19 protein-coding genes are annotated in these 25,559 nt (G+C 57.3%); 10 read left to right on the forward strand and 9 right to left on the reverse strand.

Features of this window, described 5'->3' with window-relative positions; all coding sequences use genetic code 11:
• Nucleotides 1–127: 127 nt before the first annotated feature.
• On the forward strand, nucleotides 128–355 hold the full coding sequence (locus FZE95_RS11050; RefSeq protein WP_223825045.1) for a cysteine-rich CWC family protein: 228 nt from the start codon (nucleotides 128–130) through the stop codon (nucleotides 353–355).
• A 38-nt stretch (nucleotides 356–393) separates the two neighbouring features.
• Here FZE95_RS11050 and FZE95_RS11055 read toward each other — a convergent pair whose 3' ends face one another.
• The 4 genes from FZE95_RS11055 to FZE95_RS11070 all read right to left on the reverse strand — a co-directional run bounded on the left by FZE95_RS11055 (nucleotide 394) and on the right by FZE95_RS11070 (nucleotide 3,702).
• Nucleotides 394–1,548, reverse strand: coding sequence for an aldo/keto reductase (locus FZE95_RS11055; RefSeq protein ID WP_150300915.1), 1,155 nt, complete (start codon nucleotides 1,546–1,548; stop codon nucleotides 394–396).
• 85 nt (nucleotides 1,549–1,633) lie between these two features.
• A complete protein-coding gene (locus FZE95_RS11060; protein ID WP_150300916.1) occupies nucleotides 1,634–2,389 on the reverse strand; it encodes an alpha/beta fold hydrolase in 756 nt (251 codons plus the stop codon).
• Between the two features lie 146 nt (nucleotides 2,390–2,535).
• Nucleotides 2,536–3,204 (reverse strand): thiaminase II, encoded by a 669-nt coding sequence (gene tenA / locus FZE95_RS11065; RefSeq protein WP_150300917.1) that lies wholly within the window; start codon nucleotides 3,202–3,204, stop codon nucleotides 2,536–2,538.
• Between the two features lie 111 nt (nucleotides 3,205–3,315).
• The gene (locus tag FZE95_RS11070; protein ID WP_150300918.1) at nucleotides 3,316–3,702 is read right to left on the reverse strand and encodes a DoxX family protein; all 387 of its coding nucleotides are present in this window, start codon (nucleotides 3,700–3,702) and stop codon (nucleotides 3,316–3,318) included.
• 369 nt (nucleotides 3,703–4,071) lie between these two features.
• Here FZE95_RS11070 and FZE95_RS11075 point away from each other — a divergent pair, with 369 nt between their 5' ends.
• The 6 genes from FZE95_RS11075 (at nucleotide 4,072) to FZE95_RS11100 (ending at nucleotide 14,225) form a co-directional block, all read left to right on the forward strand.
• Entirely contained in the window at nucleotides 4,072–5,295 is a 1,224-nt protein-coding gene (locus FZE95_RS11075) for a GAF domain-containing sensor histidine kinase (RefSeq protein ID WP_150300919.1), read from the forward strand.
• Between the two features lie 302 nt (nucleotides 5,296–5,597).
• Nucleotides 5,598–7,661 (forward strand): hybrid sensor histidine kinase/response regulator, encoded by a 2,064-nt coding sequence (locus FZE95_RS11080; RefSeq protein ID WP_150300920.1) that lies wholly within the window; start codon nucleotides 5,598–5,600, stop codon nucleotides 7,659–7,661.
• Between the two features lie 53 nt (nucleotides 7,662–7,714).
• Nucleotides 7,715–9,430 carry a sensor domain-containing diguanylate cyclase gene (locus tag FZE95_RS11085; protein ID WP_150300921.1) on the forward strand — a complete coding sequence of 572 codons (1,716 nt, stop codon included), beginning with the start codon at nucleotides 7,715–7,717 and terminating at the stop codon, nucleotides 9,428–9,430.
• A gap of 589 nt (nucleotides 9,431–10,019) precedes the next feature.
• The gene (locus FZE95_RS11090; RefSeq protein WP_150300922.1) at nucleotides 10,020–12,074 is read left to right on the forward strand and encodes a TonB-dependent receptor family protein; all 2,055 of its coding nucleotides are present in this window, start codon (nucleotides 10,020–10,022) and stop codon (nucleotides 12,072–12,074) included.
• A gap of 271 nt (nucleotides 12,075–12,345) precedes the next feature.
• Nucleotides 12,346–13,812 carry a GMC oxidoreductase gene (locus FZE95_RS11095; RefSeq protein ID WP_150300923.1) on the forward strand — a complete coding sequence of 489 codons (1,467 nt, stop codon included), beginning with the start codon at nucleotides 12,346–12,348 and terminating at the stop codon, nucleotides 13,810–13,812.
• A complete protein-coding gene (locus FZE95_RS11100; RefSeq protein ID WP_150300924.1) occupies nucleotides 13,809–14,225 on the forward strand; it encodes a hypothetical protein in 417 nt (138 codons plus the stop codon). Before FZE95_RS11095 ends, FZE95_RS11100 begins: the two co-directional genes overlap by 4 nt.
• Nucleotides 14,226–14,249: 24 nt before the next feature.
• Here the strand turns inward: FZE95_RS11100 and FZE95_RS11105 are convergent, their stop codons facing one another.
• On the reverse strand, nucleotides 14,250–14,507 hold the full coding sequence (locus FZE95_RS11105; protein ID WP_150300925.1) for an alpha/beta fold hydrolase: 258 nt from the start codon (nucleotides 14,505–14,507) through the stop codon (nucleotides 14,250–14,252).
• Between the two features lie 221 nt (nucleotides 14,508–14,728).
• Here FZE95_RS11105 and FZE95_RS11110 point away from each other — a divergent pair, with 221 nt between their 5' ends.
• A complete protein-coding gene (locus FZE95_RS11110) occupies nucleotides 14,729–15,157 on the forward strand; it encodes a hypothetical protein (protein ID WP_150300926.1) in 429 nt (142 codons plus the stop codon).
• 134 nt (nucleotides 15,158–15,291) lie between these two features.
• Here the strand turns inward: FZE95_RS11110 and FZE95_RS11115 are convergent, their stop codons facing one another.
• Together FZE95_RS11115 and FZE95_RS11120 are read right to left on the reverse strand one after the other, a co-directional pair.
• Complete coding sequence (locus FZE95_RS11115; RefSeq protein ID WP_223825037.1) at nucleotides 15,292–16,257, reverse strand: alpha/beta fold hydrolase; 966 nt, start codon at nucleotides 16,255–16,257, stop codon at nucleotides 15,292–15,294.
• Nucleotides 16,258–16,309: 52 nt separating this feature from the next.
• The gene (locus FZE95_RS11120) at nucleotides 16,310–17,005 is read right to left on the reverse strand and encodes a phytochrome family protein (RefSeq protein ID WP_150300927.1); all 696 of its coding nucleotides are present in this window, start codon (nucleotides 17,003–17,005) and stop codon (nucleotides 16,310–16,312) included.
• A 256-nt stretch (nucleotides 17,006–17,261) separates the two neighbouring features.
• Here FZE95_RS11120 and FZE95_RS11125 point away from each other — a divergent pair, with 256 nt between their 5' ends.
• Nucleotides 17,262–21,416, forward strand: coding sequence for a CheR family methyltransferase (locus FZE95_RS11125; protein ID WP_150300928.1), 4,155 nt, complete (start codon nucleotides 17,262–17,264; stop codon nucleotides 21,414–21,416).
• A gap of 13 nt (nucleotides 21,417–21,429) precedes the next feature.
• Complete coding sequence (locus FZE95_RS11130; protein ID WP_150300929.1) at nucleotides 21,430–21,756, forward strand: thioredoxin family protein; 327 nt, start codon at nucleotides 21,430–21,432, stop codon at nucleotides 21,754–21,756.
• 36 nt (nucleotides 21,757–21,792) lie between these two features.
• Here FZE95_RS11130 and FZE95_RS11135 read toward each other — a convergent pair whose 3' ends face one another.
• Together FZE95_RS11135 and FZE95_RS11140 are read right to left on the reverse strand one after the other, a co-directional pair.
• Entirely contained in the window at nucleotides 21,793–23,808 is a 2,016-nt protein-coding gene (locus tag FZE95_RS11135) for a peptidase U32 family protein (protein WP_150300930.1), read from the reverse strand.
• A 131-nt stretch (nucleotides 23,809–23,939) separates the two neighbouring features.
• Nucleotides 23,940–25,385: an alpha/beta hydrolase gene (locus FZE95_RS11140; protein ID WP_223825038.1), complete on the reverse strand. Its 1,446-nt coding sequence runs from the start codon at nucleotides 25,383–25,385 to the stop codon at nucleotides 23,940–23,942.
• Between the last annotated feature and the right edge of the window lie 174 nt (nucleotides 25,386–25,559).

Raw genomic sequence — 25,559 nt, forward strand, 5'->3', positions numbered from 1 at the left:
GGTAACTCGTATGCCAGGGGCGGCACCTTAACATATTTCGGGTATCGCTGTGTTTATACCGCTGGCACACTGCCCCTATTGACGTGAATCACTTGCGGAGCCGACCCACGGCGTTGAACCGATGAATATGACACCCACCTCCACCAGCCTTTGTCCCCTTTGTGCCGGCGCAAACCAGTGCACCTCTGCCGCGGCCTCAGATACCGGCGGGCCATGCTGGTGTTTCAACGTGCCAATAAGTAAGGAAGCACTCGCCCAGGTGCCGGGCGAACAGGCCAACAAAGTCTGCCTGTGCGCTCAATGCGCCGCCGGGCTGTACCTGGACGACGAAACGGCAGGCGCGCCACCGGTCTGACAGCGCTAACCCGGCGCCCTTTGCACTCGACTCATCTTCTATGCCGGCACTGGCGCATTCTCGGCCATAAGCCCCTGTTCCTTGGCGGCTTCCCAGAATTCCTTTGGTACGGTGGCCGACATGGACGCCACGTTCTCTTTAATGTGCTCGGGTCTGCTGGCGCCGTGTAGAACGGATGAAACGACGTCCGGTGCATTGCAGAAATGTAACGCTGCGGTACGCAGATCCACTTCGTGCTGCTCGGCCAGCTGGCGATAGCGTTCCCGCTTTTCGCGTATCTCAGCAGGCACGTCCTTGCTGTAGTTGAAGTACTCATTACCGGCGAGATAGCCGGAGTTGAGCGGTGCGCCAAGCACAAAGGTCTGGCCCTGCTCGCTGGCAAGCGGAAACAGATCGTTCAGAGCGTCTTCGTGCTTGAGCAGTGAGTACTGTGTAGCCAACAGAATCACATCGGGATCGGATCGCTCTATCGCTGCGCGCGCCGGCGCCAGTTCGTTCACGCCCATGCCCCACCCCTTGATCAGTCCTTCCTCACGCATCTTGATCAGTTCGGGCATGGCGCCTTCCACCGCCTGGTCCATATATTCGGTCCAGCGCTCACCCAGATCCTTGTTGTCTGGAGAAAGGTCATGAATGAATACCATGTCCAGGCTCGGCACGCCCATGCGCTGCAGGCTGTCTTCGATCGAACGGCGCGTGGCGCTCGCACTGTAGTCATACTCGTAATTGAAGTGGTTCACGCCTTGCCAGTTGTCATGGGAATAGCCGGCTTCCGGCTTGAGTATGCGACCGGTTTTGCTCGATAGCAGATAGTCGTCCGGCATCAGCGGTGATAGCAGCATCGCGTGGCGGCGCTCACTCAGCCCCAGGCCGTACCAGGGGGAGGTGTCGTAATAACGGATGCCCTGATCCCAGGCTGTTTTCAGTAAATCCAGAGCATGCTGTTCGGACCATATTCGGCGTGAGTCACCCAGGCCGACAGCACCGCCCAGCCCGACACGGTACTCGGGCCTGTAGCGGCGCGCGTTGCCGGTATTGCGGGGCAGCGCGTTTGGTGCGGTGGCGGCTGGCGAAGATGAGGACTGGGCAGCGGTTGTGTCCGTTGCGGGAGATTGGGCACTGGCAAGCAAAGGTGCCATGGCGAGACCGGCGGTGCCGATGCCGACGGTCGAAAGAAATGCGCGGCGCTGCATGGAAAACCTCCATGGGACAGGGACATGAATGGCTGTGATAACAAAATTGTGACGTCGTCATTGGCAGGGTGGTTCCATCACCGGCTCACCGCAAAAACTCCACAATCGCGTTCTGAAAGCCTGGCTTGACCAGCACACTGGAATGGTCGCCGGGCACCACCTTCAGTCGCGCACCGCGGATTGCTCTTTGCAATTTCTGAGGGTGGCTGGCGAAGGGATCACTGTCGCCAGCGAGAATCAGGGTCGGCACAGTGATGCGTTCCAGCGGGATGCGTTTGGAGTGGAAGGCAAGGGCCTGGGCAGCCATGGCTTTGCGATCGGCCCAGACCATATCCGCGAGCAAGCGAAAGCCTGCCAACGTCGGATCACGGATACTCCAGCGGCTGGCGAGCATGGCGTTGGCTAATGCTTTCCGACCGCTCGCCCGATAACGGCTATCCAGATGCAGGGTGGCGCCGCCAATGCCCCCCGCTACCACCCGGCGGATACGCTGTTCCTGCGTAGCCGCCAGCAGTGCGACCGTAGCGCCCATGGAATAGCCAACCAGGTCGATCTCCTCCAGGCCCAGCTCATCCAGCAGGCAGCTTATGTCTTTGGCCATACGGGATTCGCCATAGGAGGCGGGATCATGTGGTTTGCCTGAACGCCCATGGCCCCGTGCGTCCAGCGCGATCACGCTGCGTCCGGCCAGGTTGAGCCGGCGCACTATGCCGGGCACCACCCAATTGACGCGCATATTGGCCACATAACCATGTTGCAACACGACTGGCGGCAAGGCCGATTTACGCAGCCAGGCCTGATAATAGATCTCTACCCCATCGAACGACTTGAAACGACTCATACGCCCCCCGGAACTTGCGCCTGTTATGGCTCGAGTATTGGACGGCGGGGCTAGAGTAAAAAACCTAATTTTGTGATTTTTGATACATAACCGGTCTTGGCGTCGGTCCCCTTGGTCCTGAGAATCGCTGCCATGACAGCGTGTCGCTACTCGCGAAGCTCCAGCCCCATGGTCCAGAAATCAATTTCCAGTCGGATCGCGTCGCTGAATATTCGCGCCAGCCGCTCGAAACGCCGGGGCGTTACATCGGCCAATTCACGGTTCAGCCAGTCGATTTCGGCACGCATGGCGTCCTGGAATTCCTCGCTTTCGTACATGGCGATCCAGGCATCATAAGGGTTCTGCTTACCGCGTAGGGTTTCCGCGCGGCTGTTGAGCCAATTGGCGATTTCCCCATAACCGACAAGGCAAGGCGCCAGCGCGACGTGCAGGTCCAACAAATCCCCACGGTTACCGGTATCCAGCACGTAGCGGGTGTAAGCCAGGGTCGCCCGCGCTTCAGGCAGCGCGTGCAATTCCTCCTCGCTGATGCCCCACTCCTTGCAATACTGAATGTGCAGCCCCAGCTCCAGGTCGACGATTGCCTCAAGCCCTGCTTTGGCCTGCCGCAGGTCATCCAGCGTCGAGCTCTTGTAGGCCGCCAGGGCAAAGGCGCGAGCAAACTGAATGAGGAACAGATAATCCTGCTTGAGATAATGACGAAACGACTCCGGTGCCAGCCTGCCCTCCCCCAGCTGACTGACGAAAGCGTGGTGGATGTAGGCATCCCATTCGCGCTGGCAGTGCTCTCTGAGGTGATCGAAGGTATAGACCATCTATTTATCTCTCTGTTTCTTATAACGAATATCGTGACAGGACGCACCCTGGCACAGCCGGCGCGAACGCAATCGCGCCGCGCACGTCGTGCCACAAACAGGGCGGCAAGCCTAGCGTCTGTTGCGCTCGTCGATGCTTAAAGCCCCTGGCCCCACGGCAGCCAGCAGCAACAACCCGCCAATCATCGAGATCTCTTTCCAGAAGCTGTTCCACTCTCCCTCGACCCAGAACGGATGGAAGATAAACGCCGTACCCAGCGTGAACAGAATCAGCAAACAGGCCGCGATCCGCGTCTGGAATCCGATCATCACCGCCAAGCCGGCGAATAGCTTGATAGCGAACCCGACCCACACGGCAACGGCCGGCAGGCCCTTCGATGCTGCATACTCGACGGGCATATCACCCGTCAGCAAAGCGAAACCACCCAGGAAGTAAATCAGCACCAGAAGCACACGGCCTATTGCCATAACGTATTGGTTGTGAAGGTTCTCAAGCATTGAAGTCACCCGTCGTGGTTGGTTGTGAGCGTTGCTACAAGCGTAGTGGTGATGACTGGTTGGTCAATGCGGTACCGCAAAACCCGGCGCTGTTACTTTTGCACCGTTAGCAAGCCGCGGACCACCGAGCCAAGGGGTGTAGCGCGCCCATGCCACACCCTGTCGGCGCGTCCGAACGCGGCCCGAGCCGGCTCGCCAACCGCAGGATCAATCCGAGTTTCCTGGGGGTGTAGCGCGCCTGCGCTACGCCATGTCCGCGAGCAGGCGCTCGCCAACCCCTGATCACCGAAGCGTATTTTTCATGGGAAAATACGCTCGTTCCGCATAAGATCACGGGCAATTTCAACTTTTTCGATTATGGCTATTCCGATGTCCTCTCCATCTGACCTCGACCGCGACGTAACACGAATCGCCAGGATCGACGCTGTCTCGCTTATCCTCAGCATGGTGAAACACACCACAGGGATGCGCTTCGCTGCCGTCGCAAGAGTGACCGATTCCCGATGGGTCGCCTGCGCGGTGGACGACTCTATCGACTTTGGGCTGGAGCCTGGCGGTGAGCTGGTACTTGAGACGACCATCTGTAACGAGATTCGCGATCACCGTCGCCCGGTGATATTCCGGCACGCCAGTGAAGACAGTGTTTACTCTGTGCATCACACGCCAAGGCTCTATCAGCTGGAAAGTTACGTATCCATCCCCATCATCACAGCCGACGGTGAGTTCTTCGGAACACTCTGCGCCATTGACACCGCTCCCGCACAATTCGATGAAATGGCCGTTCTGAATACCTTAGGCCTTTACGCACAACTAATCGGGCTCCAGCTGGACATGCAACAAGCCCAGGAAACAACACAGGTTGCGTTGATCAACGAAGAAGAGACTGGTCGTCTGCGCGAGCAGTTTATTGCCGTTCTGGGCCACGACCTGCGCTCGCCGCTCACGGCAATCGGTATGAGCTCCGAGTTACTGGAAGCCAAGCTCACCGGCGAACGCGAGCGCGAACTCGCCTCCGGTATCAAACAAAGTTCACGGCGAATGAGTTCGCTCATTGAAGATGTACTGGATTTCTCCAATGGACGCCTTGGTGACGGCATCCCCGTCAAGCGCGAAGTAACCAGTGACCTGCTCGCAGTTCTCAATTCCGTCGTAGACGAGATCACGGTCTCTCATCCTGAGGTCTCGATAAAGAGTCATTTTTCAATAGAGTCGCAGAGCTTTTGTGACGCCGGCAGAATAGGCCAGTTACTCTCGAATCTCCTGATCAATGCAGTCACCCACGGCTCTCCCGATTCGCCAGTCGACGTCACAGCAAAGACAGAGAACGGCGAGATCGCCCTGTCGGTAACCAATAGTGGCCCCGTTATTCCCCAGGAACTGATGTCGCTCTTGTTCCAACCCTTTACCCGTTCCAACGCAGGCGGTAGAGGCAAGGGACTGGGATTGGGTTTATACATTGCCTCCCAGATTGCTGCGGCGCACGATGGCACCCTCTCGGTCTCCTCTACTCCGGAGAACGGCACCCGCTTTGTGGCGAGATTGCCCAACGTTGTTGAAAGAGTAGCGCTGCAACCAATCGGTAAGTCAGCCTAGAGGCCTGCATTCCGGTTGTGTATGGCGCTATGCGCCACGCCACACCCAAATAATGCTCGCCGTTGAGCAGTCGTTCAACAACCCCTGTGGCAACCCGGACGTCCTGATGGATGTAGCGCTGCGCTACGCCATGATGCCGGTCAGTCGCCACTTGCTCTCCCCTGCGTCATCAAGGTAACTTCACCGGCAATACCATTCTGCCTCTTCTACCGCCCCGGGCCGTGCGAGATGTGAGCTGCCTCATATCTGTCGTTCAGATGCTTGGCACCCTTGGATTCATTACGCTATACGAGCATCCGGTCATGCATAACAAACATTCCTTTCTTTCAGGCGGCGGAGAAATGGGAGCGCGCATGCGTGCGCATGAGTGGGCCAGGACACCGTTCGGCCCGCCCGATACCTGGCCACAATCGCTCAAATCAGCCATTTCGACCTGTATAAATTCGCCTGTGCTCGGCGCCGTGCTGTGGGGCCCTGACATGAGAATGTTCTATAACGACGCTTATATTCAGTCCATGGCGGAACGTCATCCCCTTGCGCTGGGCTGTCCTGTGGCAGAGGTATGGGACATGTCATGGAAGGCCGTCGAATTGCCTTTCTGCAGATTGATGGAAACTGGAGAAGGATTCGGTCGTAGAAAGGTGGAGCTGCCGATGGTTCGCCATGGTCAGCTTGAGACCACGTTCTGGGACATCACCGCCAGCCCGATTCGCGGCGAAGACGGCACCATCGTAGGTCTGTATAACCAGGGCTTTGAAATCACCTCGAGAGTCATCGCCGAACGCGAGCGTGAGGCGGCGGAAACGCAACTACGTCAGCTTAATGGCAGGTTGACTGAGGAAGTGAGCATCCGCACGGAAGAGCGGAACCTGATGTGGGACACCGCTCCCGACTTGATGGTCATTATTGATTTCAAAGGCATATTCCAACGCGTCAACCCATCCTGGACACGGGTGTTGGGCTATACAGCGGTTGAATTGGTTGGACATCACATCAATGAGTTCGTGATACCGGAGGACCATTCCGCTGCAGTGAAGGCCTATGAATCTGCGGCGACGGGTCACCAGCCGCGCATCATCAACCGCTACAGACACAAGGATGGTTCAGTGCGCTGGTTTGCCTGGGCGGCAGCGCCCGCTGGCAAGCTGACCTATGCCACAGGACGGGACATCACGCTGGAAAAGGAGCGCGAGGCCGAACTGGAAATAGCCCAGGAACAGCTACGCCAATCGCAGAAAATGGAGGCGGTGGGCCAGCTTACCGGCGGGCTCGCGCACGATTTCAACAATCTGCTGACAGCCATATCTGCAAGTCTGGAGCTTATCAGTCTGCGGGTCAGCCAGAACCGTCATGACCAGCTGGACCGGTATGTCTCGGCAGCGAAGGAGGCATCCAAGCGCGCAGCATCGCTAACCCATCGTCTGCTCGCGTTCTCACGCAGGCAGACACTGGCCCCACAATCGGTCGACCCTGACCAGCTGATCAAGGGCATGCTTGAGCTTATATGCCGGACTGTCGGGCCCATGATAACGGTGGAACACATTAAAGCACCGCAGCGGTGGACCGCCCTGGTGGACGCATCCCAACTTGAAAACGCCCTGCTCAATCTCTGCATCAATGCCCGCGATGCGATGCCTGGAGGTGGCCAGATTCTTATCGAGACTAGCAGTCTTGTCTGTGGCAAAAAGCGTGCGCTTGAGCAGGGTATGCCGGCAGGAGAGTATCTGCAGCTCACGGTTAGCGACACCGGCAGTGGGATGTCTGCCGACATCGCTGCAAGGGCGTTCGACCCTTTTTTCACGACCAAGCCCACCGGAATGGGAACAGGCCTCGGGCTATCGATGATTTATGGCTTCGCCAAGCAATCCGGCGGGCAAGTACGACTCACTTCGACGCCCGGTGCAGGAACGCAGGTCGCTATCTATCTGCCTCGTTATTCCAGCATAACCGGGACTGAAGGAACACCCGCAAGCGACACAGCTCCGCCCATTGTTGCTGCAAGAGAAACTATTCTGGTCGTTGATGACGAGGCCGCCGTACGCATGCTGGTGACCGACGTTCTGCATGACCTGGGCTACAAAACCGTTGAGGCCGAAGACGGTTTGGCAGGCCTGGAGATAATGCGATCGGACCAGCGGATTGACCTGCTGGTGACGGATGTCGGCCTCCCCGGGGGAATGAATGGTCGACAGCTCGCCGATGCAGGGCGCGTGATACGGCCTAAGCTGCCAGTGCTGTTCATTACCGGTTATGCCGAGCAGGCGCTCTTCGAGGACGCCAACGCCGAAAGCGAAATGGCAGTACTGACCAAACCATTCGCCATTGCCACGCTTGCATCCGGCGTTCGTGAGCTGTTGAAGCGTTAGCGTAGCAACCCCCTTCTTCGCTATCATGTTGCCGCTAATAAGAGGCAACGTAGATGGAACTACAAAGACAACTATGGTTATTACTGCTCGTTATGTTGACATCGACTGCAGCCTGGGCGGCCCCGCAGATTGAAATCGACGAAGGCCCGGTCGATCTGACAGACTTTCGCATCGCCTATCATGTAGATGAGTCCGAGGTTTTGACCTACGAGCAGGTCAGGCATCTTCCGTTCGCGGAGATCGATAATAAAGCCTCACTCGGCACGGATGCCAAAGTGACATGGTTCAAACTTGTGCTGACCAATGCCACCGGAGTGGAGCAACGTCTGTTCGTCCACCTGCCCCATGCGTATCACGTCCAGTCGGTGGAGTTTTACGAGGAGCGCGGCGGGACGTTGCTGCGCCGGGAACGCCTGGACCTGAACGACTCGCCTGTCAGCGATCTGATGTACCGCGGCACGGCTGTTTATCCATTCACCCTGTCGGCCGATCAACCGACCGTGTTCTATCTGCGCAGCCATTCCTACTCGCACCAGTGGTTTGGCATCGAAGTTCTGGATGAATACGCATCGCGGCATACCCTGGTCAGCGTTAACTTCGATATTGCCCTGATGGTCGGCATGTTGCTCTCGCTGGTCTTCTACAACGGTTTGCTCTATTTCGCTACCAGCAGAAAAGAGAACATCTTCTATTCGCTATACCTGATCTCGGGCTTGCTGTGGATTGCGCTGTCTTATGGATTGGTAGCCAATGTCTTCGATGTTTACGGCAGTCACGTATTCAGATTGAACATCTCGTTGATCACCATGCCGATTTTTTTGCTGCTGTTCATGATGGCAATCTTCGAGACCAGGAAAATTTACCCGGCCGAACATCGCTGGCTTCAAGCTCTTATCGTTTTGCTGGTCGGCAATCTGGGCTGGGGCATCTATGACATTGCCGCCGCGCTGGAGCCGGCAAGTTCGCTAGCGGCATTGATGATGGTTGTTACTTTCTCGGTGAGCATATCGCTATATCGGAAAGGCAATCCGTTGGCGAAATATTTCCTGATCGGTCACAGCTTTTTCGTGGCATTCAACATCATTGCTGTCCTTTTCTATAAGGGCATCATTCCCGTCAGTTATCTGAGCTTTCATGGTGTGGGCATCGGTATTGTGCTCGAAGCGCTGACACTGGCCTTTATCATTTCCTATCGCATCAGAATTCTGGAAAACATCCGCTCCTCGCAAGAGGAGCTGAAAAAGCAGGCTTCAACCGACCCGCTGACCAAGCTGCACAACCGCCGATTCTTTTTCTCCGAAGCCGATTATCTGCTCGATATTGCCAAAAGCAACCAGACGCCCATGTCGCTATTGGCGCTGGACATCGACCACTTCAAAACCGTGAACGACACACACGGCCATGCCTGCGGCGACCAGGTAATCATGGCGCTGGCGCGGCTCCTGAGAGAGCACAGCCGCGAAAAGGACCTGATTGCTCGTTTCGGCGGAGAAGAGTTCGTCTTACTGCTTCCCGGTGTGGAACTGGTGGATGCACAACGCTGTGCTGAGCGTGTCCGCATCGCAGCCGAAACGCTTGAAATAAGGAGCGACACTGACAAAACAGTGCGAATAACCGTCAGCATCGGCGTTGCGGAAATCAGCATAGGACATGAGCCGATCGAAGCAGCCCTCGGCCGCGCAGACCGTGCGTTGTATGTCGCCAAACATAGCGGCCGCAATCGAGTGAGCACTGACAGACCAACGCTCGAGACGCTACAGGTGGTTTGAACTGTCGTACCTTGCTCACCGCCTGGTTTGAGGCGGTGAGCAAGGTACGACAGTATTCGCTAGGAATCAGCTTGCGCTCACGCAGCGTAGCGATCACATCGAAGTATGTATCGTCGCTGGCCTGCTAATCAATGAATCCGAGCTTCCAACCCTGGACATGTCGTGACCCCGGCCGAGGTCCGCATCGGTGCGCCAGGCGATACGAGCTTGCTGATATCGGCTTCAGCCAGCCCTTGTTTTGCGCCGATCTCCTTTCATTGCGGTCGCCTTCAGCTGTCTGCTTCTTCAGCTGAATGTAGGTGAGCAGGAGCAGAGCCTTTTTCGCCTCAGATAAGAATATGCTGATCCTTAGTGGACGCTGTTCCACCTATACAGTCGGCACGTGAATGAACTCAATCTGGTACTGGCTTCCCCTTCCCACCCGCAACTGTTCCGCTTTGCGAGACACAGGATTCCTCCAAAAGCATCCTTATCGATATTGACAACTGCTCTCTATCGCATTTGACAATCATTCTCATTGCTTTTTACTATTACGCCTTGCTGATAACGCCTGCCCGCAGGCTTTCGTAACCACGCTCAGGAAGACGCAATGAAACCCGCAACCTTCGCCACACCCCACGCCCTCGCTATTGCAGTAGCCGCCTCACTCTTACCGGCCGTCTCGTTCGCCCAGTCGGACAATGTGCTGAAAATGCCCTCCATGCAGGTAGTCGGATCCGAGCAGGATGCGATATCGCGCCAGACCGGCGCGGTGGTGATCGTCGATAGCGAAGAGATCCAGCGCATCCAGCCGACGTCTACCGAAGATGTTCTGCGCCGACAGCCGGGCATCAACACCAAGACCGAGGAAGAGTCGGCGATTGTCAGCAATATCGGTATCCGCGGTCTGTCGGCCAGCGAGTCGAAGTCTTTGGTTCTGGAGGATGGGGTACCGGTTGCACCCGGCCTGTTCATTGGGAACGACCGCTATTACAACCCCCGCATCCAGCGCATGGACGGCATCGAGATACTCAAGGGCTCCTCCTCTCTGCGTTACGGACCCTCTACCATTGGCGGCGTAATCAACTACATCACCAAGACGCCGGTTGACGGCGTCGGTGTGTCGGCGCGCGTCGGTTCGTGGAATACACGCGAGGTGACTCTGGAAGCAGGCGGACGGAATGACGCGGGGAATGCTTCCGCTGGTCTGGTCGCGACCCACGCGCGCAGCGACGGTTGGCTCGATCGGGACTATGAAATGACCGATCTGATGTTCAAGGCCGGTATCGCTCCGAATGAAAACCATAACCTGGGCGTGAAGCTTTCCTGGCACGAGAACGATGCAAATATCTCCTACCGTGGGATGTTCCTGGGCGACTACCGCGCGGGCAAAACCTACAACCCGGCGCCGGATGATTACTACCTGACCGACCGCAAGGCGATAGATGTCAATCATGAGTGGCACCTGAACGATAGGGCGACCCTGAAAACCCTGGCTTACTGGAGTGAGCTGACGCGGGACTACTGGCGCTACGGTGTTGACACTCCCGCCTCCAACGCGGCGGGCCGCTGGGTCTACACCGACGACCTGACCGGCAATAACCGTGCCTTCGAACGCTACGGCATCGAATCACGGCTGTCGCTCGACCACGACCTGTTCGGCTGGATCAACGAAGCCGAGTTCGGCGTACGAGTGATGAAGGAAGAAGCAGATGATCGCCGCATCCGGGCTACGCGGGCCAACGACCGCAGCGGCATCAATGACCGCCACAGAATCGACTCCGCCGAAAGCGTCGCAGGTTACGTACAGAACCGGATCGTCTTCAATGACCGCTTCAGCGTCACGCCAGGTGTGCGGATTGAGTCCTACGAACAGGAGCGCCGCGTCAAAACGGAGGACGATGCCTCGGCCACGACGCGCAACACCGAAGTGCTGCCCGGCATTGGCGCGACGTACCAGCTGATTCCTGAAGCGCAACTGTACGGCGGTGTATACAAGGCATTTTCTCCGGCATCCAACGGTGTAGCACTTGATGGTCTAGCCGACCAGAAGCTGGATGGCGAACGCTCAGTGAATTACGAGTTCGGGGTACGCGGCGCGAGCGGCGTGATCAATTACGAGCTGACAGCCTTCTACATGGATTTTCGCAATCAGGTGGTCACCGGCAACAGTGATCCTAATCTGTCGCAGTCCAATGCCGGCAAGACTGAGCATTACGGCCTTGAAGCCGCACTGGGCGTAGCTCTTGGCCACGGCTTCAGCGTCGACTCCAACCTGACCTGGGTACCGGTGTCCGATTTCACCACGGGTGAGTTCGAGGGCAACCGCCTGCCCTACGCACCTGAATACATCGCTAACCTTGGCCTTCATTACGTCCAGGGCCCGTTCGCCTCATCGCTCACTGCACACTATCGGGGCGAGCAGTTCGGCAGTCCCGACAACGTCAAGGCAATACCGGCGGGTGCTGAGGGCGGGATCTGGGGCGGTGAAATGTCCTCCTATACCCTGTTCGATCTGACCACGCGCTATCAGGTTAACGAGCAGTTCGGCGTGCAGGCTGCGGCCAAGAACCTTACCGACAAGCGCTATATTACTGGCCTGCGTCAGGGTGTGTACGTCGGGCCTGAGCGGTCGTTTGAAGTGGCGCTTAATTACGATTTCTAAGCGGCATTCTCCAGCAAACAGCCAGCGCACCTGTCGGCTGTTTGCTGCGCTGAGCATTCAGCTTGGTGTACCTCTATTAGAATCCTTACGAACAGCTCGGCGGTCTTGAACTTGGCAATTTAGGGCGTGTCGTAATCGCTAAGAAACCGGTAATTCGAGCATTCAGGGATAGCGTCGAGGAGACAGCAGTACGCTCCGGAAAGGGGGGCGTGAAGTGTATCCAGCGACATCGACTTGCTGATCAAGTGCGAGGAAAAACAAGGATTCTGACATGGATATCAATCGCGTATCGCCCGAGCGTATAGGGAACAAGCATTACGAACTTATCATTATTGGATCCGGGTTCGGCTCCACTTTCTTTCTGAACGAAGCGGTCAAGCACATCGCCGGCAGAGCTCTGGTGATCGAATGGGGCGATCATTATCCTTGGGCCGCCCAGGTCCGTGACCAACGAAACAGCGATATTCCCCAGGATTCCACCTACGAGAACCGCGGCGACAAGCCCTGGAACATGACCATCGGCCTGGGCGGCGGCATGAACTGCTGGTTTTCCCAGGCGCCACGCCTGCACCCCAAAGACTTTTACATGAAAACCCACTTCGGGGTGAGTAACGACTGGCCGGTCGACTATGACGAACTGAAACCTTACTACTGCCAGGTCGAGACCATGATGTCGATTGCCGGCGATCCGGCGATGGCACGAATTCTGCCTCGCAGCATGCCCTACCCTCTGCCGCCACACAGGGGCACCACAGTCGACGAAATGATGAAGGCGGCAATGCCCGAACACCATTTTATCGTCCCCACGGGGCGCGCCAGCGTGGTCAACAATAAGCGCGGAGTGTGTTGCTCCAATGCAACCTGTTATCACTGCCCGGCCAATGCCAAGTTCACGGCCGAAAATGGCTTCCCCTCCTTGTTCAGCCATCCAAAGGTGGACGTTTGCCTACGTTCGGAGGTCAAGTCGCTGGACTATCGGGGCGATACCATCACTGCGGCAGTGTTCGAGTCAAAGGGCAAGCAGTACAGGGTTTACGGAGATATGTTCGTGCTGGGGGCCAATGCCATCCAGGCGCCCGCTATTCTGTTGCGCTCGGATATTATCTACGGCGAAACGGCCCACAACCTCCACGAACAGATAGGGGCAGACGTTGAGGTCTATCTCGATGGTCTGGCTGCTCTGAACGGCAGCACCATCAGTACCGGGCTCAATTACTACTTCTACGATGGCGATTTCCGGAAGGAGCGCGGCGCCAGCGTGGTCGGGTTCGAAAATCGCTGGCCCCATGGGTTGCGGCTCGAGCCAGGCAAATGGCATCACCTCCTTCCGCTCAACATCGTAACCGAGGATTTGCCAAGCCTGGATAACAGGGTGACGGTTGATCCTGACACCGGCAAGGCCATCATCCACCACACCGGCCCATCCGAGTATGGCCGCAAGGGGCTGGACCATGTACTCAATAATCTCGACGAACTGCTGGCGGCGATACCGGTGGAATCCATCCACTTCAGGCGCTGGCGGATAACCGAGTCGCACGTGCAGGGCACGCTGCGTATGGGTGAGGACGGAGATGGCTCGGTAGTCGATCATAGCCTGATGCATCATCGCAAACGCAACCTGATGGTCGTGGGCAGCTCGACCTTCCCTACCTGTTCGGCCTCCAATCCCAGCGTAACCGTAGCGGCGATGTCCATCCGGGCGGCCGATCTGCTCTATGGCAAGGGAGCGTTAGCGTGAACAGGCGCAATTTTCTGATTTTGTCTGCAGCCACAGCAAGCGCAGCCGCAATAGGCGGGACCGTTGCCGTGCTGGATGATCCCTATGCCTATATTCACATGCTGCTGCGCGGGTACGTTGGCGAATTCACCATGGACGAAGAGCAGGCGCGTCAGTTCGTGGATGCATTCAGCGAGCATTACGGTACTGAGAAAGTGCTGGGCTTTGTTGCTCTGCACCGCCTTCGCAAGGCGACGCCACTAAGCACTGAATATACCGACGCCAAGGTTAATCTATACGAACGTCGGCTTGTGTCAGATTTCATGACCTCGACAGACTTTTTCCGCCAGTATCAACAGGGCGGCGTGCCGACAGTCAGCTTCACAGGCTTCAAGCTTCCCTGCAGCAACCCCTTCGCTCAGCGGGTTTCTTGACAGGAGCAAACAACAAGCCCCCGCTCAGCTGAGCGTTCCCGTTTTCAACAGGAAATCAATCAACAGCCGGCTGACCTCTTCCGGTCGCTCCTGCTGCACCCAGTGCCCGGCGTTGTCGATCAGGTGTTTACCCTGTAGCCGGGGCACCGTGCTGGTCATCGCCTCGATGTCCTCGCCGGTTATCTTCAGCAGGCCAATCGCCCCACCGATGACAGGATCCAGCTGTGCAGGTGCAGGTGCAGTTGAAGCCACCACGCCCGGTTGGCATTGATTCGGGATCATGGCATCATTGTGCCATCCACCTGTTAGTATCGCGCTGAAAGCTACGGGACCTTGCCGTAAGGGCCTGTACCGATCTGATTAGCGTCAAGATCGAAGCTCGCATCACAGGCGTGCGGGTGTGTACGCCTGAAGAAAATGTTTGGCCGCGCTATATCAGGGAAGATTTATCGGTTAAGGCTACAGCCGCTAATGTAGCCATATGGACATCTAGGGACTAATCAATGAAATGCGTTAAAATCGCCGGGCTTTTCTGTGCCGTAACTTTGGCAAGTGGCTGCGCCACTGGCTTGAACTCCATGCAGGAGCGCGAATACCGAGCCATGCAGTCAGAGAATGTTTTGGTAGAAGAGAAGAGCCCCACCGCGGGAGCGGTTCTGGGTATATTGCCAGGCGGCGGCTCCTTTTATGCGCGTGAACCAGCATTAGGGATAGTAAATCTATTGTTCTGGCCCTTATCCATCCTATGGGACCCTATCAGTGGGCGCGACGGCGCCATGGCGATCAACTACGATCTCAGCAAACAAAAACTCAAGCGTGATTTGGCAAGCGAGATGTCCGAACTGGACAATCAGCTGACACTGGGTCAGGTTACCAATGTCGAGTATGTGGCTGAAAAAAGAAAGGTCGAAAAGAAGTACGACTTCCAGTAATCAGATTGATATTAGCTAACCAAGCGGCCTGAATCCGGGTCGCCTGGTCATATCGTTCCGCTGTTACTTAGTGAAACCGGTTCACATGCGGGTCCGCATGCGCCGGTTCTCAGTGCCTAAAAGACAGCGGATATTCACTTCAGGAAATCGATCAACAGCCGGCTGACCTCTTCCGGTCGCTCCTGCTGCACCCAGTGCCCGGCGTTGTCGATCAGGTGTTTGCCCTGTAACCGGGGCACCGTGCTGTCCATGGCCTCGGTGTCTTCTGCGGTTATCTTCAGCACGCCGTCCAGCGCGCCGGCGATATAGATCAGCGGCTGGGTGATGCGCGCGCCGTCCCAGAACGGCGTCTGTGCCCAGTTCCGATCCATGTTGCGATACCAGTTGATGCCGCCGCGGAAGCCGGAATGCTGGAAGTGGTCGATGAAGGTGTCCAGATCCGCTTCAGACAGCCAGCCGGGGAGCTCGTCGGGGGTTGTCAGGTTGTCGACAAGCCGGGTGTTCTTGTCGAAGAACACCATATTGGTCTTCGGTTGAGCCGTATTGATGCGCGATTCGGCCGCCCCGTCATACAGGATGCCCAGCAAACTGCGGCGTACGTCCGCGTCCAGCTCCGCTTCTGCCCGACCTGGCGTTTGGAAATACGTCTGATAAAAATGCGCTTTCTGCGAGGCCATTTCGTAACGTACCGCTGGCCTGATGGACTTGCGCTGCATGAACGGAACGCTCAGCAGCCCTACCCGCTTGAACATGTCTGGACGCAGCAACGCGGCGGCGGAGGTAACAATCGAGCCCATGTCATGTCCGACAATGGCGGCCTGCTCTTCCCCCAGTGCATTGACCAGCCCTACTACGTCGCCCACCAGATCGAAAATCCCGTAATCGCTGATTTCGAGAGGCGTTTCGGTATATCCGTATCCGCGCTGGTCGGGGGCAACCACCCGGTACCCTGCCTCAGCAAGCGCCGTAATCTGATGCCGCCAGGTATACCAGGTCTCCGGCCAGCCGTGCAGCAGGAGGACCAGCGGCCCCTCCCCATGCTCGACGTAATGCATGCGGATGCCATTGGTGTGAACGTAAGCATGCTTGAAAGATGTCAATATGCGCCCCCCGGTAAAATGACGACGATGAGCGAATGCCGGCCCTGCCCGGTTACGGCAGCTTACCCCGTCCGAGCTGCTGAACCTGTTCGACCCGTTGCCGTAACTGCGCTATGGCATCGACCATGTGCTGCTTGAGATCGGTATTGCGCTCATCCTGGACTTTCAGCATAGACGCTGACATATCGAGGGTTTGCAAGGGGGTGGACAGATCGTGAGCCAATCGACGCACCGCTTGGGTATGCGCCTCTCGCGCCGCCGTCGCCTGGGCGAGGCATATTTCCAGCAAGTCGACTCGCAGGCGTTGGGCGACGGCGATATCAGCGTCTGTCCAGCGTGTCTGATCGCCGGAGGACGCATCCTGCTTGCGGAACCAGAGCAGCCAGCCTGCCTCGCTGGGGCTGAACCGCACAGCCAGTACGCTGCAGAATGTATCGTCCTCGCGCGCTTCGCGGCCTTCCGCCGCGCGCTGGATACAGACCTGTTCCTGATCGCCCGTGTCTAGCAGCGTTTCAGCCAATTGGAGAGCAAGATAATCAAGCTCTCCTGCGGTGCTGGCAGCCTCTCCGTTACGTGTTACCGCTGCGGCTTCGCACGGCAGGAGATTGGCAATGTTCAGGTCAGCTGCTGTCAGGGCTGCGAGAAGGTTGTCGTTCTGCCTCAGACGGTCGACCAATTGTCTGTACTGCGGAGATGTGTCGTGCACCCGCACGGCATTTACCAGGTTCACCTGAATCGCTTGTGCCATGAATTTTCCGATATCTATTGTTATGAGATCTGCGTTGCGGAGTGTAGCGCGAGATGATTGGTTAAGCTCAAAGCGTGCCCATATGCACAGCACAAGCGCAAGCACTCATGAATTGGAACTGACGGCTGGTCAGGTTAGAGTGTCTCGCTTTTCACCCAGTATGCAACCTGAGTGATTGTTTCAATGGAACGGCTCGGTTTCGCGAGTATCTGTATTCTAGGCAATCAGCTCAGCATCCAAGCAGCCAAGAGATCAAATGGATACTACATCCGCGCCACCGGCACCTTCGCAAGACGTATCGCAAGGGTCCACGACCAAACGCAGTCATTTGAATTTCCCAGTCGTTGGCATCGGCGCATCGGCTGGGGGACTGCAGGCGGTTTTGCGTTTTTTCGAGCACATGCCCAACGACAACGGCATGGCCTTTGTCATCATCATGCACCTCTCGCCGAACCATGAAAGCAACGCCGGCAAGATCATCCAGAATGTCACGAAAATGCCAGTAAGGCAGGTGACCGGGCCGGTACCGATCGAGAAGAATCATGTATATGTGATCTCGCCGGCACTGGATCTGACGATGCATGACGGGCATTTGCGCGTAAGCAAGCCAAAGCCCAAGCGTGGCGGCCAGATCGCCATTGATCTGTTCTTCCGGACGCTGGCTGATACACATCACGAACATGCGTTCTGTCTCGTACTGTCAGGAACGGGCAGTGACGGTGCGGTGGGTTTGTCGCGCATCAAGGAGCAAGGCGGAGTCACTTTGGCGCAACTGCCGGATGATGCGGAATACGACGATATGCCGCGCAGCGCCATCGCCACCGGAATGGTTGATCTGGTACTACCGGTCGCGGAGATGCCGCACAAGCTTCTCGAGCTCTGGCATAACTCCCGCCAGATAAAAATGCCGGCGGACCTCAGTGCTGAGGTGCGTGCACCCACCAACGAGGAAGAAGCGATTGCTGCCGAGCGCGCATTACGTGACATCCTTGCCCTGCTATACAGCCGCACCGGACATAACTTCAAGCATTACAAGCGGGCAACCGTGCTGCGGCGCGTAGAGCGACGTTTGCAGGTCAACACGCAGCCCGACCTGCAATCGTATCTGGGCTACCTGCAGGCGAACCCGCAGGAGGCTGACGCGCTGTTGGCCGATATGCTGATTGGCGTGACCAACTATTTCAGGGACCGCGAGGCTTTTGAAGCACTCGAACGGGACGTGATACCAGAGCTTTTCACAGATCAGAAAGCGCCTGCTCAGACCAGGAGCACCGAAATTCGCGTCTGGTCAGCCGGCTGTTCCACGGGAGAGGAAGCCTATTCGTTGGCGATGCTGCTGGCAGACCAGGCACGCATCGAGCAGAGTCCTGTCAAATTGCAGATTTTCGCCACCGATATCGATGAGCGTGCCATCTCGATTGCCCGGGCGGGGGTCTATCCTGAATCCATTCTCACCGATATCGCGCCCTCTCGATTACGCGAACACTTCGTCAAGCATGACAATCGTTACCACGTCAAAAAAGAGCTTCGCGAAACGGTGTTATTCGCTCCCCACAGCCTGCTGCGGGATCCTCCGTTCTCCCGCCTGGACCTTATTACCTGCCGGAACCTGCTGATCTATCTTGACCGCGACGTTCAGGAGCACATCCTCAAGACGTTCCACTTTGCGCTCAAGCCCGGCGGCTATCTGTTTCTCGGCGGCTCCGAATCGGCCGACATGTGTTCCAGCCTGTTCAGCCCGGTCGACAAGAAGAACCGAATCTTCCGCGCACGCACTGGTCAGGTGCCGAACCGCTCTATATCTGCGATGCCTGTCAACACGGCGGGAGTCACGCGCCCATCTGACGGGCGCAACGCGAGTGGCGAACAGCTGCGCAAACGATCCTACGCCGAAATCCATCAACGCGTATTGGAGGAGTACGCCCCGCCCAGCGTGATCGTTAATGCTGACGCTGAAATTGTGCATATGTCCGACAATGCAGGTCACTTCCTGCGCTACATAGGCGGCGAACCTTCACACAACCTGCTCTCGCTGATCAGGCCCGAACTGCGCGTCGAATTACGCACTGCTATTTTTCAGGCGGTCCAGTCCAGACGCAGTGTTGAAGCGCGCCGGGTGCGGTTGAAGCGCGACGGACGTGCTTTGTATGTCAACATGATTGCCCGCCCGTTTCGCGACGAGGATTCGGCTAGCGATTACATCCTGGTGCTTTTCGATGAAGTAGAAGACACCATGAGCCGCGAGAGCACCGAATCCCATGAGGAAACCAAGGACAGCGTGTTGTTGCAACTGGAAGCCGAATTGCAACGCACCCAGCTCGAACTTCAACACACCATCGAACAGTCGCGGGTATCTACCGAGGAGCTCAAGGCATCCAACGAAGAGCTGCAGGCCATCAACGAGGAGTTTCGCTCGGCGACTGAAGAGCTGGAGACCAGCAAGGAGGAGCGTCAGTCGATCAACGAAGAGCTGATCACGGTCAATCACGAGCTCAAGATAAAGGTTGAGGAAACCGACAAGATCAATGATGACCTGCAGAATCTGATTACCTCCACCGACATCGCCACGGTGTTCGTCGACAGGGGCATGCGGATCAAGTGGTTCACGCCGCGTGCCAAGGACCTGTTCAGCATGCTGCCGGTCGATGCCGGCCGACCGCTGATGGATATCACGCACCGCATGGATTATCCGGAACTGATGTCGGACGCGACCCAGGTATTCGAGTCGCTGCGACCGATAGAACGCGAAGTGCCGGCACAGGACGGCCGCTGTTATCTGGCGCGACTGCTGCCCTACCGCACCACTGAAGACCACATCGAAGGCGCGGTATTGACCTTCATTGATATCAGCGCTCGCCGCGCAGCAGAGCAGGAAGTGCGCCTGGGCGAGGAGCGTATGCGACTGGTAGCCGATAGCACCGAAGACTACGCCATCATCGTGCAGGATGCCGACGGGGTGATTACCAGCTGGAATAAAGCTGCCGAGCTGACCTTTGGCTACAGCCGGGACGAAGCCATCGGCAGTCATAGCAGTCGGCTGTTCGTGCCCGAAGATCAAGCTGCCGGCGTACCGGAGGATGAGCTACGCAGGGCCCGAGAAAGTGGCCGAGCGGAGGATGAACGCTGGCATATGCGCAAGGATGGCTCACGTTTCTATTGCAGTGGCGTAGTGACCGTACTGAACGGCGAGAGCTTTCAGGGCTACGTGAAGATCGCGCGCGACCTGACTGAACGACAGAAGCAACAGGATGAGCAGCAGGAGCAACTGGCTCAATCGCAGAACGCTATCCAGCTGAAGGATGAGTTCTTCGCAGTTATGTCACATGAGCTGAAGCATCCGCTGAACCTCATCCAGCTGAATGCGGAGCTGCTCGGCCGCTTGCCGGTCACCCGTACAATGCCGGTGGTTGGCAAGGCCGTGAGGACAATAAGCGACGCAGTGCGCAGCCAGGTGCGCATCATCGATGATCTGCTCGATGTGTCGCGGATCGCCACCGGCAAGCTGAACCTCCAGCGCGGTCCGGTGGATCTGGGCAAGATGCTCAGAGGTATCGCTGAAGTCGTCCAGGCCGATACCGAAGCAAATCCACTGGTGTTAGAGATTGACGATAAAGAAGAGCCCCTGGTGCTGCATGCCGACCCGCTCCGCGTTGAACAGATCATCTGGAATCTGATCAACAATGCGCTGAAGTTTTCCAATGCCAATGACGAAGTGCACGTCCGCGCCGCCCGGGAGCAGGGTCAGGCACGTCTCGACGTAATAGACAGCGGACATGGCATAGCGCCAGAGTTTGTCGACAAGGTATTCGACCTCTTTGGTCAGGTTGAAACGCAGCACGCGCGGCTGCACAAGGAGGGACTGGGCATCGGTTTGTCGCTGGTGCGCCAGCTGGCCGAGGCCCACGAAGGTCGGGTGCAGGTGCGCTCGGGTGGAATCGGCAAGGGCAGCCACTTCACCGTTTGGCTGCCGTTGTACACCGATGAATCCGTGGATTCGATTGCACAGGAAGCCTCCGGTTCTGATGGCAGATTGGAGGGTATGCATGTCTTGCTGGTGGACGATGCCGCAGAAGTGGTCGAGGTCATGGGCATGCTGCTGAATGCCGAAGGCGCTCAGGTAAGCAGTTTCACCGATGCCTCGCAGGCGTTGCAGGCGGCAACCAAACGCCCTCATCATTTCGATCTGATCATGTCGGATATCGGTATGCCCGGCATGGATGGTCATGAACTGATCAGGGCCCTGCGGGCCATCCCCGGTTATGCCAGCGTACCGGCAATCGCACTGACGGGTTACGGCGGAAGCGAGGATGCGAAAAAGGCACTGGCCTCAGGTTTTGACCGGCATATGGGCAAGCCAGCCACCTATGATGGGCTGATGGACACCATAAGAGAGATCAAGCTCAAGCGCTGAGAGGAGATCAAACATGGCGATGAATGATACCTACACAGCCCAGGCACCTTCCCGAGCCGAGGTTGATGCCCTGCAGGGCGCGACGGTTATCGAATTCGGCACCGGATGGTGCGGCCATTGCAGTGCTGCGCAACGGCATATTGCCTCGGCGTTCGCCGGACATCCCGTTCTGCGTCACCTGAAGATCGAGGACGGGCCGGGCCGTAAACTCGGCCGCTCGTTCAAGGTCAAGCTTTGGCCGACGTTGATATTCATGAAGGATGGGGAAGAAGTTGAGCGGTTGGTCAGGCCAACCGATGCAGAACCCATCCGCCAGGCAATGGACCGGATTGATCCATGACTGGCGGTCGTGGGGGCAGCTCTACCGGCTAAGGTATCAGCGCGGCGAACGGCGGATGGTCTTGACCAAGTCTTCCGGGGTGATGGAGCCGACAATATTCTGTCCGCTACCCGGGTTCTGTCCGCTGCCCGGCTGCGCCATGTTGAAGATGTTGCTGCGCATCTTGCCGATCACGTGCATCTCGCAGGGTTTGCAGTCGAACTTCAGGGTCAGCACATCGTCTCCATGCACCAGCTGCATCGGCGCGACCTTGGTACGCACTCCGGTAACGCCCTTGGCCTGCTTCGGGCACAGATTGAAAGAAAAGCGCAAGCAATGCTTGGTGATCATCACCGGCACTTCGCCAGGCTCTTCATGGGCCTCATAGGCCGCATCGATCAATTCGACGCCGTAACGCTGATAAAAGGTTCGCGCTCTATGGTTATAGACGTTAGCCAGAAACGTCAGGTGCGACTGCGGATACACTGGCGGTGGAACACTGACCGGCTTGCGGCCGCCGTGCGGAAACGCCGCAACGCGCGCTTCGCTCAACCGCTCGATCAACTCACGGCGTAATGCCTTGAGCTGTGAATTGGGAACAAAGGGCACAAAGTCACCGGCGATCTCGACCTGCTCGGCGTGGTACTGCGTTGTGCCAAGCTGACCGAGCAGGTCGCGTAGTTGATCCAGCGCCTTCGTCTCTTGCTTGGCGGGCTCGAAGGGTCCGCTCAGCTCACCCGAGGCGACGACGCCCTCCTCGCTTACGGCGCTCAGTTTAAAGCTGTCCGCACCGGGTTCGACCTGCCAGCGCAAACCGATACGGCGTTCCGCAGAAACCTTCTGCAAGGCCTGTTGCCAATTGTGATCCAGATTACGACTAAGGGTTTGCGGCAGCCGGCCACGGCGCAGCGGCTCGGGCAGCTCGTTCGGCTCGATGCGGTATTCCCAGCGCGGCTGCCCGTCCTCCTCGAACTGGCGCAACGGCTCAGCCACATTCGCTCGGAAGCCGACCACCTCGCGTTTGACCATCACGTTCAAGCCGTCGCCATTGGACAGCGGCGTATCGGTCACCGCCAGCAGGTCGTGCTTGCGCACCTGCTGCAGTTGACCAACGGCCAGGCCCGTAAAGGTCGGCGAATCAAAGGCACCGATATCAATCTTGCGATCGGTAACAAAGTAATCGGTGCTGCCGCGGTGGAAGGTCTTGTCCGGATCCGGCACGAAGAAATGCTCGGTGCGCCCGCTGGATGCGCGCGCCAGATCCGGGCGCTGCTCAAGAATGGCATCCAGCTGCTGCCGGTACCAGGCGGTAATGTTCTTCACATAACCCATATCCTTGTAGCGCCCTTCGATCTTGAAGGAGCGAACGCCTGCACTGACCAGGGCATCCAGATTGGCGGACTGGTTGTTGTCCTTCATCGACAACAGATGTTTTTCGTAGGCGATCACACCGCCGCTTTCATCTTTCAGGGTGTACGGCAACCGGCAGGCCTGGGAACAATCACCACGGTTGGCGCTACGGCCGGTCTGCGCATGCGAAATATTGCACTGACCGGAAAACGCCACACACAACGCGCCGTGAATGAAGAATTCGAGGGTGGAATCGACTTGCTGGTGGATCGCCCTGATCTCCTGCAGGTTGAGCTCGCGGGCCAATACCAGCTGGGAGAAGCCGGCCTTATCCAGGAACTGCGCCTTGTCCAGACTGCGGATATCGCACTGGGTGCTGGCATGGATCTCGATTGGCGGGAGATCCATTTCCATAACGCCCATGTCCTGGATGATCAGCGCATCCACGCCCGCGTCGTACAGCTGATGAATCAACTGCCGCGCCGGCTCCAGTTCATCGTCATGCAGGATGGTATTGAGCGTGACGAAGATGCGTACATGGAAAAGCTTGGCGAAACGCACCAGCTCGGCAATATCAGCCAGGCTGTTCTCGGCATTGTGCCGGGCACCGAAGCTCGGGCCGCCGATATACACCGCATCCGCGCCATGCAGGATAGCCTCACGGGCAATGGCCACATCCCGGGCCGGGCTGAGGAGTTCGAGGTGATGCTTGGGAAGGGACATGGGAGGCTACCGCGCTACGTGGAAGCCGGCAATTGTAGCTGGGTTGGTTGCGTGCTGCACGGTCGGGCGATCGTTGGGAGGACCATGGCGGGGTTGCCGCCATGGTTGGTTGGTTTAGATTGACCTCGTTATCAGAGCGGGCAGGCGCGCAAACCCGGCCGTTGCCCGACGGTGAAGTCGCAACCGTAATTGGAATCCGCTACAACGGTGGGATCCAACACTTCGTCACCATCAGGCTTGTCGGTGACTACATCGCCATTTACCCATGCCAGCCAGTCTTCGACCAGCTCTCGGTATTCACCAGCCGAGAAGTCGCAATGACTAGGCGCCCGAATTGCACGCTGAACCAGAAGATTGTCGTTGCCATTCTCCTGAGCCCCCTCACGGTAAAGTTGCTGGTGACGGAACGGCACATAGAAATCGCCCAGAGTATGCATAGTCAGTACGGGAACATCGAAGTCACCGTTAACCAGGGGGATCCAACGCACCCCGTCATCACGCAGCGGATTGGCGTCAGGATCGGCACTGACTCTGGCGATACGCTCATTGAACTCGATTTCTTCAGCGTCTGGCTCTGGATCGTTAGTCCAACGATACACCTGGTCTACGTTGCCGTAGCCATTGCCGGCCAGGATGCCGTTTACATCACCCGTTCGCCCGCCTGTAGCCAGCACGACATTCTGGAAAGAACTGGCAAATCCATTTTCGAAGATTGGCCGCTCGCCCCCGGTGAGATTGCGCGCTATTGCTATGAGCCGCTCACCTTCCTGGCCCCGGGGATCCAACCAATTAGGCGTAGTTCCATTCATCGTAAACAGCGTACTGACCATTTCCGGCAGCAGTTCCTGGAACTCTGAATAGTCTCTGTCGCCGAAACCGCTCAGCTCCATCATCACCCTCGGGTAATCACCCAGCCACTGGAACTGATTCTGCTCCGCCTGGCACAAAGGCGCAGCGCCAGCGTAGTTGACCTTGAACTGGGTCCGCTCCATGTTCTCACGGTCCACCGCTGCGGCGGCGATATGGCCACCCAAGGAAGCGCCGGAAATCAAATATTGGCTGGGCGCGGGAAGCCTCTGGCTATAATCGCGCTCAACGTACTCCATGATATTTAACGCCAGCTTGTTGGTATCCTCGATACCCGCTCGAGCATCGTACCAGTTGGCGGAATAGGAAGACGCTGCCCAGGCGTAGCCCGCGTCGATGACCGCCTGGCGCCAGGCAGCGCCCGGCATTGAAAGACCCAGCTTAAGATTTTCGCCACCGTAGCCTCGCGTCCACATGATGAGACCATCACCATCCCAGCCCTCAGGCACTTCAAATGAGTAGAGTGCAGCACCCTGCAGGCCCTCATATTCGCCGAAATAGATCCTGGCGCCCGCAAGCGCGGCAGGAAGCGTTGCTGGAAGCTCCGCTGTAAAAGAGCGCTCATCATGCTCCCGGGTAACTTCTGGCACCTCTGGTGTAACGGGTGCGGGCTCATCAGAATCACTATCACCGCTGCTCAAACAACCGCTCAATACAATCGCCGATAACGCCATGGTTACGGCGGTCAAACGCCATTGATGAATGCGCAAGGTAAACCTCCATTTTTCTTTTAGTTGTTTGCCCAGGCATGCGAGCCAGAGCGCTCTAAGAATAGTCAAGCGCTCAGTGAAGCGCGCTTCGATCAGCACGTTTGATACTTCCACTAACCCGGAAGCAATTATCCGCTTTCGGATAGAACCGAAACTCAAAAAAAGCCTCATATG

This window comes from Pseudomonas profundi, assembly GCF_008638305.1.
In the GTDB taxonomy this organism is placed as follows: domain Bacteria; phylum Pseudomonadota; class Gammaproteobacteria; order Pseudomonadales; family Pseudomonadaceae; genus Halopseudomonas; species Halopseudomonas profundi.